General features: G+C 38.1%; 16 protein-coding genes. 9 read left to right on the top strand and 7 right to left on the bottom strand.

From position 1 onward, the window contains the following. Positions 1 to 8: 8 nt before the first annotated feature. The 3 genes from purC to dapA are packed head-to-tail and all read right to left on the bottom strand — an operon-like array spanning position 9 to position 2766. Positions 9 to 728, bottom strand: coding sequence for a phosphoribosylaminoimidazolesuccinocarboxamide synthase (purC, locus tag RM552_RS05515; protein ID WP_311367770.1), 720 nt, complete (start codon positions 726 to 728; stop codon positions 9 to 11). Between the two features lie 41 nt (positions 729 to 769). Then, the gene (gene bamC / locus RM552_RS05520; RefSeq protein WP_311367771.1) at positions 770 to 1882 is read right to left on the bottom strand and encodes an NlpB/DapX family lipoprotein; all 1113 of its coding nucleotides are present in this window, start codon (positions 1880 to 1882) and stop codon (positions 770 to 772) included. After that, positions 1882 to 2766, bottom strand: coding sequence for a 4-hydroxy-tetrahydrodipicolinate synthase (gene dapA, locus RM552_RS05525; RefSeq protein ID WP_311367772.1), 885 nt, complete (start codon positions 2764 to 2766; stop codon positions 1882 to 1884). Before dapA ends, bamC begins: the two co-directional genes overlap by 1 nt. A 171-nt stretch (positions 2767 to 2937) precedes the next feature. Between dapA and RM552_RS05530 the strand changes: the two genes are divergently transcribed. Next, on the top strand, positions 2938 to 3489 hold the full coding sequence (locus tag RM552_RS05530; protein WP_311367773.1) for a glycine cleavage system transcriptional repressor: 552 nt from the start codon (positions 2938 to 2940) through the stop codon (positions 3487 to 3489). Continuing rightward, positions 3467 to 3925, top strand: coding sequence for a thioredoxin-dependent thiol peroxidase (bcp, locus tag RM552_RS05535; RefSeq protein ID WP_311367774.1), 459 nt, complete (start codon positions 3467 to 3469; stop codon positions 3923 to 3925). The genes RM552_RS05530 and bcp overlap by 23 nt, the downstream gene beginning before the upstream one ends. A 102-nt stretch (positions 3926 to 4027) precedes the next feature. On the opposite strand, the gene RM552_RS05540 is transcribed toward bcp, so the two are convergent. After that, positions 4028 to 5104, bottom strand: coding sequence for an AI-2E family transporter (locus RM552_RS05540; protein WP_311367775.1), 1077 nt, complete (start codon positions 5102 to 5104; stop codon positions 4028 to 4030). A gap of 190 nt (positions 5105 to 5294) precedes the next feature. Between RM552_RS05540 and bepA the strand changes: the two genes are divergently transcribed. Beyond that, positions 5295 to 6809: a beta-barrel assembly-enhancing protease gene (bepA, locus tag RM552_RS05545; RefSeq protein ID WP_311367776.1), complete on the top strand. Its 1515-nt coding sequence runs from the start codon at positions 5295 to 5297 to the stop codon at positions 6807 to 6809. 33 nt (positions 6810 to 6842) lie between these two features. Here bepA and RM552_RS05550 read toward each other — a convergent pair whose 3' ends face one another. Continuing rightward, positions 6843 to 7313 carry a TlpA family protein disulfide reductase gene (locus tag RM552_RS05550; RefSeq protein WP_311367777.1) on the bottom strand — a complete coding sequence of 157 codons (471 nt, stop codon included), beginning with the start codon at positions 7311 to 7313 and terminating at the stop codon, positions 6843 to 6845. Between the two features lie 113 nt (positions 7314 to 7426). Here RM552_RS05550 and arsC point away from each other — a divergent pair, with 113 nt between their 5' ends. From arsC to RM552_RS05565, 3 genes are all read left to right on the top strand, one after another. Then, the gene (arsC, locus tag RM552_RS05555; RefSeq protein ID WP_311367778.1) at positions 7427 to 7783 is read left to right on the top strand and encodes an arsenate reductase (glutaredoxin); all 357 of its coding nucleotides are present in this window, start codon (positions 7427 to 7429) and stop codon (positions 7781 to 7783) included. A gap of 125 nt (positions 7784 to 7908) precedes the next feature. Beyond that, positions 7909 to 8364 (top strand): DUF2069 domain-containing protein, encoded by a 456-nt coding sequence (locus RM552_RS05560; RefSeq protein WP_311367779.1) that lies wholly within the window; start codon positions 7909 to 7911, stop codon positions 8362 to 8364. Further along, on the top strand, positions 8357 to 10321 hold the full coding sequence (locus RM552_RS05565; protein WP_311367780.1) for a hypothetical protein: 1965 nt from the start codon (positions 8357 to 8359) through the stop codon (positions 10319 to 10321). Before RM552_RS05560 ends, RM552_RS05565 begins: the two co-directional genes overlap by 8 nt. Here the strand turns inward: RM552_RS05565 and hda are convergent. Then, complete coding sequence (gene hda / locus RM552_RS05570; RefSeq protein ID WP_311367781.1) at positions 10318 to 11025, bottom strand: DnaA regulatory inactivator Hda; 708 nt, start codon at positions 11023 to 11025, stop codon at positions 10318 to 10320. The genes RM552_RS05565 and hda overlap by 4 nt on opposite strands. A 13-nt stretch (positions 11026 to 11038) precedes the next feature. After that, the gene (locus RM552_RS05575; protein ID WP_311367782.1) at positions 11039 to 12340 is read right to left on the bottom strand and encodes a DUF2066 domain-containing protein; all 1302 of its coding nucleotides are present in this window, start codon (positions 12338 to 12340) and stop codon (positions 11039 to 11041) included. 239 nt (positions 12341 to 12579) lie between these two features. Here RM552_RS05575 and purM point away from each other — a divergent pair, with 239 nt between their 5' ends. The 3 genes from purM to RM552_RS05590 are packed head-to-tail and all read left to right on the top strand — an operon-like array spanning position 12580 to position 15032. Continuing rightward, positions 12580 to 13614 (top strand): phosphoribosylformylglycinamidine cyclo-ligase, encoded by a 1035-nt coding sequence (purM, locus tag RM552_RS05580; RefSeq protein WP_311367783.1) that lies wholly within the window; start codon positions 12580 to 12582, stop codon positions 13612 to 13614. A gap of 10 nt (positions 13615 to 13624) precedes the next feature. After that, complete coding sequence (gene purN / locus RM552_RS05585; RefSeq protein WP_311367784.1) at positions 13625 to 14299, top strand: phosphoribosylglycinamide formyltransferase; 675 nt, start codon at positions 13625 to 13627, stop codon at positions 14297 to 14299. Positions 14300 to 14342: 43 nt separating this feature from the next. Beyond that, positions 14343 to 15032, top strand: coding sequence for a DUF3108 domain-containing protein (locus RM552_RS05590; protein WP_311367785.1), 690 nt, complete (start codon positions 14343 to 14345; stop codon positions 15030 to 15032). The last annotated feature ends 178 nt before the right edge of the window (positions 15033 to 15210 follow it).

Genomic DNA, 15210 nt, shown 5'->3' on the forward strand with positions numbered 1-15210 from the left:
TTATTGATTTACAATGATAAACCTATTCTTGATGCTACTTCGATATACGACTCAACGACAGAACCAAGACCTTGACGAAACCTGTCTTTATCGAGCTTCTTTTTAGTGTCTTTATCCCACAATCGACAACCATCTGGGGTAAACTCGTCACCTAAAACAATATGTCCATTTTCGTCAACGCCAAACTCTAATTTAAAATCAACTAAAAGCATATCGCCTTTTGCGAATAAGGCCACCAGAATGTCATTCACTTCGAATGAAAGTAACTTCATTTTCGCAATTTGGTCTTCAGTCGCCCACTTAAACCCAGTTATGTGGGATTCATTTACCATAGGATCATGCAAGGCATCATTCTTTAAGAAAAATTCAAAGGTCGGCGGGCTGAGAACAATGCCTTCCTCAACACCCAATCTGCGACATAGAGAACCAGCAGCATAATTTCTAACCACACACTCTACCGGAATCATATTTAGTTTTTTCACTAAACTTTCGTTATCTGACAGGCATTTTTCAACTTGAGTACTAATACCCTGCTCTTCTAGCTTTTGCATAATAAAGTGGTTAAATTTATTATTTACTTCACCTTTTCTTTTGAGTTGCTCAATTTTTTCGCCATCGAAAGCTGAAGTATCATCTCTAAACTCAAGTATTAACTTATTTTCTACGTTTGTTAAAAAGACCGTTTTAGCTTTACCTCGGTATAATTCATCCTTCTTTTCAACTTGCATATTGAAACCTATAATTTGTTAATTTTTTCGACCGCATTGTGTTAAATATCAAGATTGTCTGAAGCCATATACTCTTGGAATATGGGGAATAAATCAGTCACAAGTTGAATATCAAAACTGATATTTTCGTCATCTTTAAAGGTGACAGAAGTTCTTTCACCAGAGCGCTGAACCAGAATACGATAGTTGTCTTTTTCTAAAGGTAATTCTTCGTCAGAAAATAAGCCCGAAAACCACCCGTCATCATTACCATTGTAAGCAACAAATAACAAACCTGAAGATTGGTCTAAGTCTATTACATCAAAGCCCATTTTACGGAGGACTAATAATAACCTTGGCCAGGCATTATTATATCCTGCATTGATAATGTATGCGGAATCACCATCTGCATTGAAGCCTAACTCTGTACTAAACCCATCTCTAATTTTAGCAATTCGCTCAGACCTGGCTAATCGAATACCGAAGTCATATTCTGCAATGATATAGTTTAAAAATTCAACCTCATCAGATCTTTCTGATATCGCATCTAAGCTGTTCAAGGCAGAATTCCCGTCTTGATCAATGTAAGCTACGATTTCGTTTGATAAAGAAGCTATTCTCCCATGGGGAGCTAACTCCAAACTTAATGTAAACTTGCGTGATTCTTCAATAAATTCAGATGTAAAGTCGTACCAGCTGTCCGCGGGTATTTCAGTGCGACTTACAACCCAATCTGTTGTCAGTACATTGTTTTCACGGTCAAAATTTTCAACACCAATGTTATTCTTTTCGAGGTACCCAAGCACCTTATCCCAAATTGTTTTATCTAAAGCTTCTCTATCGTTTATCTTGTCAAAGGTAACGACGGCATCTTCACTACCTTCAATCACATTTGAACCACTTACTAGTGGCAGTATCAATCTAGGTGAAGAAATACGCATATTTTGGCCAACCAAGGCTTCTGCGTCTTCATTAGCGCTTTCCAGAATTGGCAGATCATACTGGTTGGAACGCAGTGGTTGTTGCAAGTCTGTTGGGACTTCAAAGCCGTCTGTCAATTGTTTAGTTTTCAAATAGTCATAACTACCAGAAACTTTTTCTCGTTGGCTAGGGCTTGAGCAACCAGCTAACACTAATAAACATGACAAACTGCCATATAAAATTACATTCTTCATCAATTTCTTATTATTCCTAGTTTTACTAACTCTCTTTCGATGTCAGTTTGACTATTAAGTTCAGGTAATACCAACGGCAAACGTAAAAAAGGTGATTTTATTAGCTCCATTTTATATAACGCCCATTTTGGCATCACTGGATTAGGCTCTATGAACAGTAATTCATGTAACGGCTGTAAACCACTATCTTCAGCTTTCGCGTTTTCATATTCCCCGTTTAGGGCATATCGACACATTGATGCCATTTGCTTCGGTACAATATTAGCCGAGACTGAAATGATACCATCACCACCCATGCACATAAACTCACACGCTGTTGCATCATCACCACTATAAACCATAAATGAAGAATCTACGTTTGCTTTTACTGACTGCAATCGATTTAAATCACCGGTAGCATCTTTGAGCCCAATTATATTAGAGTGCTCACTAAGTTCAATAACTGTTTCGTCATGCATATCTAATACAGTTCTTGCTGGCACGTTATACAGTATTAAAGGTAAATCTGAAGCAGATGCAACGGCATCAAAGTGTGCTAGCAAACCTTTTTGTTGAGGCTTATTGTAATAAGGAACCACACTCAAAAAGCCATCCACACCCGCTTTTGCGATTTGTTTAGTTAGAAAAACAGCTTCTTCGGTTGAATTTGCACCTGAACCAGCAATTATTGGCAATTTTCCATCCACTAAATCAACTGTTCGTTCTATTACCTTTATATGTTCTGAGAATGGTAAGGTAGCAGACTCACCTGTTGTGCCGACCGACACTATGCCGTCAGTCCCATTATTTATATGGAATTCGACTAATGTACCTAGGCTTTCGTAGTCAACTTCACCAGAGTCTAACATGGGGGTGGCGAGCGCGACAAAACTACCTTTAAACATAAACACTCCCTTTTTAAAATAGTCGGTAATATTAGAGATGAATGCATTCAAAAACAAGGATTAAGCGTGTAATTAGGTAATTAATAAGCTAATTTGCTAAAATATTGCTTATTTACGCATGGTTAGAAGCTTTGATATCATAGGAAGTCTTTGAAATGGGCGCTAAATAATATGCAACATGAACTAATTATCAATATTATGGGCTTAGACAATCCACAAGTATTGTCAAAAGTGACCGCGTCTATCAGCAATAATAAGTGCAATATCTTAGACAGTCGACATGCCAAATATGGGGCTGATTTTTCACTTAGCATGATAGTTAATGGCAGCCAGTCTAATATCACCGCGCTTGAAATCAATTGCTCTAAAATATGTGTGGAACTTGATCTGCTCTGCATGATGAAACGTACCACTGGGCATAAGCAGCAAAATATCGAAAATTATATTCGTCTTGCTTTTAGTGGACATGATACGAGCGGTTTGATGGAACAATTAACCATGATTTTACATCAACAAAAAGTTAATGTGCATGCCTTAAGACAAAAGACGAGAACGATAAATAAGCAATCTGAAGTAGATTGTAAAATGATATTACTAGCCCCTACGGGCTTTGATCGTGCATGTTTTGACAACACTATTAAACACTTTTTAAATGACTTAGGCCTTCATGGTAAAATCAGTCATACAAATAAGGAAGACAATGAATACATTGAAAGTTGGTGATAAAGCCCCTAATTTCTCTTTGCAAAATCAATTTGATGAAACAATAGACCTTGATAGCTTAAAGGGTAATAAAGTTCTGATTTACTTCTATCCTAAAGCATCGACTCCAGGTTGTACGATTCAGGCTAAAGGACTAAGAGATAGTAAAACTGTGTTAGCAGAAAAAGGTCTAATTATTTTAGGGATAAGCCCAGACCCTGTTAAACGCTTAATAAAATTTTCTGATAAAGAAGAATTGAATTTTTCGTTGTTGTCAGATGAAGATCATAGTGTAGCCGATGCGTTTGGAGTTTGGGGTTTAAAAAAATTCATGGGTAAAGAATACGATGGTATTCATCGCATCAGTTTTTTGATTGATGAAGCAGGCGTTGTGTGTGAAGTATTCGATAAGTTTAAAACAAAAGAACATCACACAGTTGTCATGGCAGCATTATAAAATTAACGATTGTAAAGGCCTGAGCATAAAGCTTTCATGCGCGCTGCTTAGGCCTTTCAAGCTCACTACAGCTATCTGAGCATTCGCAAATGCAAGCGATAACTAAAGGTCTGCTTCAACGTCCAACTTTTGATTTGGACTAGACCAAGCAGTGACTAAAGCTTTAACCAACGTTGCTAGAGGTATTGCAAAAAATACGCCCCAAAAACCCCATAGTCCTCCAAACAACAACACTGCAATAATAATGTACAACGGGTGTAGACTCACAGCCTCAGAAAACAATAGCGGCACTAATAAATTCCCATCAAGAGCTTGTATAATTAGGTATACGATCATCAGGTAACCGAACTCTGAAGTAAATCCAAATTGAAATAACCCAACGATAGCAACAGGAATGGTTACCACCGCTGCACCAATATATGGAATAAGAACTGAAAAACCTACCAACATCCCCAACAATACTGCAAAACGCAAATCTAACACGCTAAACGCAATACTACTAACAGCCCCAACGATCGCTATTTCAATAACCTTACCCCTTATATAGTTCGCGATTTGCGTATTCATTTCTTCGCCTACCTGGGTGATTAGGCGTCTTTCTTTTGGCAAAACAGAAGAGATACTTGCCATAAATACCTTTTTATCATTCAACATAAAAAAGACCATCAATGGCACTAATATCATATAAATTAAAATAGCTGCGATATTTCCTATTGAACTAAACGATGCTGAAAGTAATTGTTCACCGAATGAAACAACACGTTCATTAATACCTTCTAACGCTTGTTTGATGTAACCTACCTCAATTAGATTGGGGTATTTACTGGGTAAACTTGCTAACCAAGTTTGCGTCGACTCCCATATCAATGGGATTTCTTTTACTAGATTGACACTTTGTTTTGATACAACCGGTATTAAGCTCACCGCAAGAATAAAACATACAACAAAGAATATGACCAATGTAAAGCTAGTTGCTAACCACCTTCTAGCCCCCCAACTTTCCATCTTAGAAACCGGTACATCCAACAAATATGCAATAACTATGGCCACCAACACTGGCATTAGAATACCGCCAAACAAATACAAGATAAGCGCTGAAGAAATAATCAGCAATAATAACATCAACGAATTAGGGTCAGAGAACTTGCGTCTGTACCAATTGCCAACAACACCGAACATCTATAATCCTTTTATGGGTAGAGGTATTTCACTCATTTTGATATCTTTAACCGAGGCGTTTTAATTTTTTAAGCCTTGGAGTGGAAACTTACTTGAAAATTTCCGGTCTACATTAGGGTAAAGTTGGATCTAACATTTCAACTGTCTCTAGTATAAATTATATCATCTAAGATGGAAGTAACTAATTTACATGAAGTATAGCTTTAACCTCCCTATTATAATATTGCTAACAATTTTTTATAGTGATAATGCTCAAGCACAAAGTAATTCTGGTCCAGGATATTTTCAAGATTCTATTCAAGATAATAGAAACCAGCTTCCCGAGATTGGCGTCGTCGCATCTGATGCTATCACTATTGATAAAGAAAAGATTATAGGCGACGTGATAATGCGGCAAATGCGCGGTCAAGCGCCACTTGTGCACGATCCCGTTTTACAGGAATATATTCAAGGTATTGGAAATAGACTGGTTATCCATGCCGACAACGTAAAATTTCCTTTCAAATTCTTTATGATTAATAACCCTGTCATTAATGCCTTCGCATTCTATGGTGGGCACATTGGAATTCATACAGGTTTACTTGCTCAAGCATCTACTGAGAGTGAACTAGCCTCAGTACTTGCCCATGAGGTAGCTCACGTCACACAAAGACATCTTGCGAGGCGCATTCAAAATCAGAAACGCAATACTCCCCTGCAGATAGCCAGCTTAATTGGCGGGCTCCTAATTGGCTTGGCTGACCCAGAAGCAGGACTTGCCACTATTCAAGCAGGTATGGCAGGTAGTCAGCAAGCATCTATCAATTTCACTCGAAATAATGAACAAGAAGCCGACAATATTGGTATTAATATTCTTTACCGAGCTGGTTTTGACCCACAAGGTGCTCCGGCTTTTTTTGGAAAATTAGCCGAGCAAATAAGAGGCAGATCTATTCAACTCGCATTTTTACAAACGCACCCATTGCCTCAAGAGAGGGTCGCACAAACCGTTACACGTGCTAGGTCTTATGGCCGCATCAACTTGCCTCCCAGTATTGATTTTCATCTTGCAAAAGCCCGAATAATGGGGCGTTATATGAGCACGCCAAAACGAAATATTGAGCGATTTAAGGCCAATAGTAGAAACCTATCAAGTATGACTACTTCGACGCAAAAAACTGCCTATATCGCTTCACAATACGGTTTAGCTATCGCGCTCTTCGAAAATGAAAACTATGCAGATGCGCAATCGGTATTAAGCCCTTTATTGAAGGAAGACCCTGAAAATCTTTTTTTCTTGGATTTGATGACCGATGTATTTATCAAACAAGGACAAGCTCGAGAAGCTATTAGTTTATTGACACCACATTGGCGTTTAAAACCTAAAAACTATGTGCTGACACTAAACCTTGCAAATGCCTATCTTGAAGCTCAAAATTACAAGCCAGCAATCGAATTGCTAAGAGATTTGCTACTGGTATCAAATCAAAATTTTGTTGCTTACCAATTGTTGCATGATGCCTATAATCGGAATCAACAACAAAAAGAAGCGCATATGGCACAAGCAGAAATCTACGCGCTCATATCCGCCTACCCATTAGCCATAGATGAGCTGCAGTTTGCTTACAATCAAACGGGTAACGATAATTTAGAAAAACAGCGCATAAAAGGAAGAATCGCCCAACTGCGTCAAGCCCAAGAATCTTTGCAAAATCTCAGTATTTGAGTGGCTTAGATAAACAAAAGTATGTTTGATTAATCATAAGGAAGAAACCGCTTCATTTAATGTCTCAGCAGTTTGTTCACCTAGTAATTGGCCTGCTAACTTTCCACCAGGTTTTATGATAAAAGTAGCTGGTAACATTGCGGGCCGTTCAATTGGAAACGCATTTTTTTGTTCGACGATCAAAGGAAACTGAATATCATATTTATTCTTGATATTGTTAAGTTGTTCATTTGAAAGCGCATCATAACTAACAGCAAACAAGATTACATTATCAGGCGATTGTGCGTTAAATAGATTGAGTTCAGGTATTTCCTTTAAACACGGCGCACACCATTCTGCAAAGTAATTCACAATTACTATTTTTTCGTTAAGTTGTGCAAAGGTGAATTTTTCTCCATTTAAAGTTTTCAAATCATATTCGAAGGCTTTATTAAGGGCTAAGCCTGCACAAAATGCGACTATGACTAAACAAAACCCTACAATTATTATTATTCTTTTGTTCATGAATTTAACGCCTATGATACCTTATAGAAAATATTTATAATGATGGTCTTTTGAGTTATGTTGTGTGTTTTTCGCTACAGCATTCAAGTGACCACAAGTAATAGGAATTATACATGACCACAGCTATTTTATACCATAACCCTCGATGTTCTAAAAGCCGTCAAGCGCTTGATTATTTACAACAGCAAAATATCGACTTTCAAGTGCTGGAATATCTTAAAACCCCACTTACATGCGAACAAATAAAAGATTTGCAATCCGCCTTGGGACTAACAAGCATATTAGAAATGACACGTATTAAAGAAAAAGAGTTCTCTTTAGCCGGTTTAACGAAATCATCTTCAGATGAAGAAATAATACAAGCGATGGTGTTATACCCCAAGTTAATAGAGAGACCTATATTGCATGTAAATGACAAAGCAGCAATTGGAAGACCACTGGAACGCATTATGGAACTCCTTGGTGTTTGATTTTTTATTATTTGAAATGTACATATGACTTGCCGCGTGAAATGCCAATATTTTAAATATTATGCATCCGAAATCACTTAGTTAGTCGTATTTAAACCAAAACTTGTAGTCTGTGAGAACTAATAATGCAAAGTGAACAATTACCCCCTGTAATGTCGTCTCAGGTTTTATTATTTAGGCGCATCGCTCTGTTTAGTCATCTGGGCTTATTGCTCTGGTTAAGTATTTGGTATTTCGCACTCAGTAGCGACCAAGAATATTCAACACTTTTTATAATTGTTATATATTTGTTACCTTTACTGTTACCTTTGCTTGGTATCATTAAGGCCAAGCCATATACGCATGCTTGGTCTTGTTTTATCGTTTTATGGTATTTTTTGCATGCCATTACGGTTATATACGCTGAACCAGCATATATAATGCACGCGACGCTAGAATTGCTATTAGCCTGTGGTATGTTTGTAGGATGCAGCATGTTTGCGCGTCTAAGGGGTCAAGAGCTTGGAACAAGTCTACCAAAACTAAGTAAAGTTATGGAAGATGAAAAAGCATTGTTTGAAGGGGTCAAGAAAAATGAATAGTAAGTCTTGGTTGTTAATTATAGTCGTATGCGCATTGTATGCTTGTGGCGGTGGCTCAGGTAGCGACCAAAGCACCCCCGACAACCCAGGTCTTAACCCCATTGGAGATACACCAAGTGTTGGTGATTTAACCCCAATTTTAGATACCGGCAACATATTAATATATGGTCAACAACAAGCTGAAGTTGGTGAAGCATTAGGATTTGCAGTGGTTCCGCAAAGCGGAAACGCAATATCGTCTATTCGTTGGTCACAAACCAGCGGCCCTCTTTTAAATATATTAGCAAGCAACTCCCAAACTATCGGGTTTGATACAAAAGAAACGGGTAACTACAGTTTGACCCTCTCACTCGTAAACAATGGAGAAGAACAAACTCACAATATAGATTTTGTGGTATCCAACATGTCTGAAAGTCTGTCAACAATTCGCCTTGATCATACCGTTACTGAATTGGGTAAGGTGTCATTGCATATGGATATACCAGAAACCAAGACGCTTGATAATATTCAATGGAATCAAATTGCAGGTCCTCAAGCGCAAAATATTCAAAATAACGATGATTTTCTTTTTTTTGATGCCCCTGCCGTAGACAACGATGAGATTATTAGCTTTGAAGGTATCGTCCAATTTACCGATGGTAGCAGTGAATCAGACCGCGTTCTTGTTACCGTAAAAAACGTTGACTTTGATACTAATGGTCTCTTTTTTAGCAACAATATTGTGATTACAGAAGATTTGTTTGCCTATAAGTCAAACAGCCCCTATAAAAATCCCTTAGAAAGCTGTGTATATTCAAACAATATTCCAGGGACCCCAAATTGTACTTTTCGCGATTTACCACTTATCGGCACATCTAGCAATTCACCAAGTATCGATGATGTGATGAATCGAACGTTAGTCTCGCATGCGTGGATGGGAGAGCGATTCGAACAATACTTAACTAATTCGGCTGCTGGCCCTGACATGCTGCAACTATTAAGAGGAGTAACGGCGATTGTAATATCGTATGACGTTCGCCCTTCTTTTTATTGGTCGGCAACTGGTGCTATATATTTAGATGCTAGAAATTTTTGGCAAAGTCCAGAAGAAAGAGATACGTTAAATGACGTGCCGGACTTTAGAAGCGACTTCGGTAGTGATCTCCAGTTCGCCGTTTTGTGGCGCTACACGAAGAATAATCAATATTATCCTGCAGGTGGATATAGTAAACAAAATCGAGACATTAGACCTTTTGAAGACCTAGAAGCTAGTATTTCATGGTTAATGTATCATGAACTTGCACATGCAAATGATTTTTTCCCCCCGACTTCTTGGCCAAATATGAACCCAAACACAACGCCTCTAGCTTATTTTAGAAACAATGGCACAAGTTCTGATATCCTTACCAATACTTATCCTTTAAGGTCGGATGAAATGCATGCTCTCGCTAGGGTTAGGTTTCAAAATGAAACGCCAAATAGCACACAGATAGCCTATCGTGGTAGCGACGTTGCTGGGTTCTTCACACCAGACATTGCCCCATCATTTTATGCCTATCTAACTAATAGAGAAGACTTTGCGACACTCGTTGAACGATTCATGATGTTACATCGCTTAGATGCCGAAGCAGATGTCGCAATAATAGACGGTGCTATTGACAATAGTAACCCTTCCGTTACTTGGGGCCAAAGGAATAGAGTAAGTTCGCCCGCCCTAGAAGACAGAACAGTTTTTGCTGTTAGTCGCGTTTATCCAGAACTAGGGAATGTTCGAAATATAGTACAAACGCTACCTTTACCGATTTTAATGCGTGAAAATGAGGGTTGGTTAGACAACCTAGATATATCGCCTACTTTCGAAAATGAGAGTATTGAAGAAACGAGGTCCCCATTAAAATTATCCGAATTGGAGAAGCGTGCGATTATAGAAAGAGATCGCAGAGACATACACTCTGGACGACCAAATTTAAAGCCTTAAATCTTAAGCACTTCTTTGATAAACGGTATAGTTATTTTACGTTTTTGCTGTAATGACTGCCTGTCTAATACGCGCAAATGCTCAGTTAAGGTATTCATATTTCGACTAACGCGAGTGATAAGATAGGTCATTGCTTTTTTTTGTGGTGTAAACCCTATATTGCTGGCGTAAGACTCTAGCGCTACTACTTTTTCTTCGTCACTTAATTGTGCTAGCCCAAAATTAGTGCCCCACTGCAATCGTGTTTTTAAATCTTTTAATCCCCAATTAGAACCTGCAAGCGGCTCTCGCATACTCATTAACAATAGCCGGCCATTTTTTTCTAAAAATTGATTAATTAAATCAAATAATACGCGTTGCCAATCATCATTGTGGCGCAACGAATGTATATTATCCAAACATAAAACCTGATTGTCCGCTATGCCTTCCGCCATTTCAGTAGGCATATTTACTAGGCTTTGCATATTCAAATATTGCGATTTATAGCCTTTTAATAATCCTTTTGATTGTGTTGCCATACAAAGATGTGTTTTACCAAGACCTTCAAGTCCTGACAATACACATATACTTTGAGAAGCAAGTGCTGGCTGTACATTAGCGTCCAAAATTTGATGTAAATGCGAGACAATATGCACATTATATCCGTTTATAAAATTTTCAAAGGATTGTTTATGAAAGCTGTTAACCGGCAAAACTAACTGCATGGCTTATTTCTCATTACTTTTGCCAATGCAATTGCAGTTGTGGCTGCAAGACACTTTGTTGTGTATTTTGGTTTGATTTTTGTATCTCAAATTCTGCGCTTTCACTGACATTTGTGCGCGGATCTAAAGCTAGAATTGCAGACAATTGCTGCACCGTCATCGCATGTTCGACATCTATAAGTGCTTTATCCCCTGCTAGTCTGCGCAGACTAGCTGCACTTACACTAGGGACAGAATTAAGTAACTCTATAAGACTTAAGTAATCGACTAGGGAAGCGATATTATTAACCTCCAATAAAGTCGTGTTTTTATCTTTGGAGAAGTTAGCCCCTAAAGCAAATTCTTGGGCCAATATATTGGCATAACTATCAATTAGTTTAACAATAGCTTCCTCGCGCTCACGAGCATAAATAACGCCTCTCTTAACATCCATCTCGTTTGTAATAATATAATCAAGTTTAAATTGTGTGTCAGCTGGCACTTCGGCACTAAGAATACTTGGCACATACTCTACAACAGCGTTTTCATGTGCATCATCAAGCGACAAGACATCTTCAGGTTCTATTGGATTTATTTCTCTAGTCGTTTCATCATCCGACGTTTGCTCTGTTTCTTCCAGTATTGCTTTTTTTTCTTTAAATGCTCGTTCTAATGCTTGACGGTCTTCATGTTCAGCTAAAGAATAAAGTTGAATTGTACTACTAATAATAAAATCTGGATTGTAACGTTGGCTTTGGGTAATAATTCTACTCAAATATTGATTCCATAAGTCATAGAGACTCACTTCTGTGGTGTCCTGAATGTCACCTAAAGGAAGAATAATATCAACTCCCCTCGCAAAAGCAGCATTTTCAACTACAGGAAGCAATGATGAAGCAGAGACATGCGTTAACATTGATTTACTGTCATCGTCATTTTCGTTCACTAACCATAATAATCCGTTAGGACGCAAACTAGTCCAAACAGATTGACCCGAGGCCAAGAGAAGTTGTTCAACTTTGTTTCTACTGAAATTAGCTTCAAATACTAATTGAGTGTTTATTTGAATAAAACTACTGGCAATTAGATATTGTTCATAATTATTAATTGCTCTGCTAATTTCAGGGGTTTGATCAATGTTCTCATTACCACTTATTTTTATAAAAACTTGTCTCAACGCCTTCTTACCGGCTGTTTGTTGCGACCTAATTGACTGATCGTCTACAACAATGCGACCAATGTTAATATGCAGAATATCTGCTGCAAGGACAGCATTTGCACTAAAAAATAAGCTTAGTACGATAAAGATAATATTATGCATAAACCATTTCGACACGCTCTTTAGACCCTTCCTTTAGTACTAAGGTTAATAGTTGTGTTAATTATTTTACCATTGTCGGACATTTAACAAAGTATTGCATCTGAATTTTTAATGCATTGATATTTTTGTTCCCTTTTTAGCTTGCTAACTGCTAAAATACGATGCTTTAGTTGGACGTCATAGTGTAAATTTCGTTCAATGCGCACTAATGCTTTTTAATCCACATTACATACTATGACTACAAAGGAAGACGTGTGTCCGAGTCAAAACAATCATTAAGCTACAAAGATGCTGGCGTAGATATCGATGCAGGTAATGCATTGGTTGAAAAAATAAAAACGGTTACCAAAAAAACTCATCGACCAGAAGTTAGAGGAGGATTAGGGGGATTTGGTGCATTATGTTCTATTCCTCAAAAGTACAAGCACCCTCTTCTTGTTTCAGGTACTGACGGTGTAGGGACTAAATTACGCTTAGCAACTGACCACAACATGCATGCAGGCATTGGCATTGATCTAGTCGCCATGTGCGTTAATGACTTAATTGTGCAAGGCGCTGAACCTTTATTTTTCCTTGATTATTACGCTACAGGTAAACTGAATGTCGATACCGCAGTTGAAGTAGTCACGAGTATCGGAAAGGGTTGTGAACTTTCAGGTTGCGCGTTAATCGGTGGAGAAACGGCTGAAATGCCCGGAATGTACGACGGTAATGATTATGATATTGCTGGTTTTTGTGTGGGTGTAGTTGAAGCTGATAATGTGATTGACGGCAGTCAGGTGCGTGCAGGTGATGCTTTAATTGCGCTTGGTTCTTCTGGCCCTCATTCAAATGGCTATTCCTTAATACGTAAAATTATAGAGCTTGCTAATATAAATCTCACTGAAAAACTAGACAATAAACCGATTATTGAGCACTTATTAGCGCCCACGAAAATATATGTGAAATCAGTTTTAGCCCTTTTAGAATCCTATCCCGTCAAGGCTATTTCACATATAACTGGTGGTGGCTTTTGGGAAAACATACCCCGTGTTTTACCACAAGACTTATGTGCCAACATTGATGCTAGCTCTTGGCAATGGCCTTCAATTTTTAAATTTCTACAACGACACGGACAAGTCACCGAACATGAAATGTTACGAACCTTTAATTGTGGTGTCGGTCTTATTCTGGCTGTTGATAACAAGTTAGCCCCGCAAATTGTCCAGTTCTTGAACCAGCAGGGTGAAAATGCATGGCTAATAGGTTCTGTGAGTTCAGATCCACATCAAAGCGTTGTGATTAAATAGAGTGGCTGAATTGAAAAAAAGTCGGATAGTGGTTTTAGTATCTGGTTCAGGCTCTAATTTACAAGTTATTATCGATAAATGTGAACAAGGTCTGATCAATGGTGAAGTTGTTGCCGTCATTTCTAACGTAGAAAAGGTATACGCACTTGAACGCGCATATAAGCATAATATTCCATCCCATACTTTGACTCATACCGCCTTTGAAACGCGAGAAGCGTTTGATCATGAATTGCAAAAAATAATCGAAAAATACTCGCCTGACCTTATCACGCTAGCTGGTTTTATGCGCATTTTAACGCCCAACTTTGTCGCTGCTTTTGCCGGGAAAATGCTGAATCTACACCCTTCTTTATTACCTAAATATCCTGGATTAAATACGCATAAACGGGCGCTTGAAAACGCTGACGATGTTCATGGGGCAAGCATTCATTTCGTGACGAGTGAACTAGATGGCGGTCCAGTTGTCCTACAAAGTGCAATATCTATCATGCACAACGATACACCAGAGACACTGGCTAAAAAAGTATCTAAATGTGAGTGGTTGATATATCCGATGGCAATAAAGTGGTTCTGTGAAGGACGTTTACGTTTGCATCAAGAACGGGTATGGTTAGACAATAAAAAAATAATAAAAACTGGGTTAATATATGAAAAACTTGATAGTAAGGAGTTTTTTCCCTCCTAACACCAAACGACACACGAGCATTAAGGCCTTCTTTAGTATAATCGTGGTCGGCATTTTTTCTCTTTTGGCAAAACCGGCTATTTCTGCTGAAAGTATTTCATTGAAACCATTCAATGCAGAATTTGTAGCGTTAAGGTCAGGCAGCGATGTGGGTCAAGCGAACCTAGCATTAACCAATATTAAAGCAAATCATTTTGAGCTGATTTATCGTTCAAAAGTTTCTCGTTTTTTCCTCTCAGATAAGCGTTTTGAAAAAACATCATTCGAAAATCAAAACAATCAACTTGTTCCCATCACATATGAATACAAACGAACCGGCACTGGCCCGAGTAAATATTTACAGGTTCAGTTTAATAAATCTTTAGGGCAAATAATTATAGACGACGAACAAACTTTAGAGTGGGATGGTGAATTAGATAATCAATTGTTTCGTATCGACCTACCCAGCCAACTTGCAAAGGGTGTAAAAAAAATTGGTTACGATTTTATTAATTATAGAGGAGAAAAACGTCACTACGAATTAGAGGTTATTCAAGAAGAAAACCTTACATTACCCTACGGAAACTTGATGGCATATAAAGTAAAAATTAACCGAGAAAGTAATAAACGAGTTACTTTCGCATGGTTTGCACCTAGCCTGAATTATAACCTTGTTAGGTTACAACAGTTTAAAGACGGAAAAGAACAAGGCGACATGCAACTTAAGCACTTTTCTTATATTTCACCAAAATAATGTCAGCTAAAAACACATTCAACAAACGATAGGCCATAATTAAGTAATCTTTGAAGTGAAATTTGCGTATCTATTTGCTAGCTCAGCCTTTTACAACGCTAAGCGCGATATCGCATGCAATCACTTGATATTTGTGATGAAAAAGGCTACCTTTGAATATCTGGTCAGACCTCGGGAG

It is taken from the genome of Glaciecola petra, from assembly GCF_031846345.1.
Taxonomy (GTDB): domain Bacteria; phylum Pseudomonadota; class Gammaproteobacteria; order Enterobacterales; family Alteromonadaceae; genus Glaciecola; species Glaciecola petra.

What these genes read in the sequence shown, in the direction of transcription:
- RM552_RS05565 (WP_311367780.1), top strand. Translation starts at nt 8,357, where the DNA reads ATGAATAGTAAGTCTTGGTTGTTAATTATAGTCGTATGCGCATTGTAT.
- hda (WP_311367781.1), bottom strand. Translation starts at nt 11,025, where the DNA reads ATGCAGTTAGTTTTGCCGGTTAACAGCTTTCATAAACAATCCTTTGAA.
- bamC (WP_311367771.1), bottom strand. Translation starts at nt 1,882, where the DNA reads ATGAAGAATGTAATTTTATATGGCAGTTTGTCATGTTTATTAGTGTTA.
- RM552_RS05550 (WP_311367777.1), bottom strand. Translation starts at nt 7,313, where the DNA reads ATGAACAAAAGAATAATAATAATTGTAGGGTTTTGTTTAGTCATAGTC.
- RM552_RS05540 (WP_311367775.1), bottom strand. Translation starts at nt 5,104, where the DNA reads ATGTTCGGTGTTGTTGGCAATTGGTACAGACGCAAGTTCTCTGACCCT.
- RM552_RS05530 (WP_311367773.1), top strand. Translation starts at nt 2,938, where the DNA reads ATGCAACATGAACTAATTATCAATATTATGGGCTTAGACAATCCACAA.
- dapA (WP_311367772.1), bottom strand. Translation starts at nt 2,766, where the DNA reads ATGTTTAAAGGTAGTTTTGTCGCGCTCGCCACCCCCATGTTAGACTCT.
- purC (WP_311367770.1), bottom strand. Translation starts at nt 728, where the DNA reads ATGCAAGTTGAAAAGAAGGATGAATTATACCGAGGTAAAGCTAAAACG.
- arsC (WP_311367778.1), top strand. Translation starts at nt 7,427, where the DNA reads ATGACCACAGCTATTTTATACCATAACCCTCGATGTTCTAAAAGCCGT.
- bcp (WP_311367774.1), top strand. Translation starts at nt 3,467, where the DNA reads ATGAATACATTGAAAGTTGGTGATAAAGCCCCTAATTTCTCTTTGCAA.
- RM552_RS05560 (WP_311367779.1), top strand. Translation starts at nt 7,909, where the DNA reads ATGCAAAGTGAACAATTACCCCCTGTAATGTCGTCTCAGGTTTTATTA.
- bepA (WP_311367776.1), top strand. Translation starts at nt 5,295, where the DNA reads ATGAAGTATAGCTTTAACCTCCCTATTATAATATTGCTAACAATTTTT.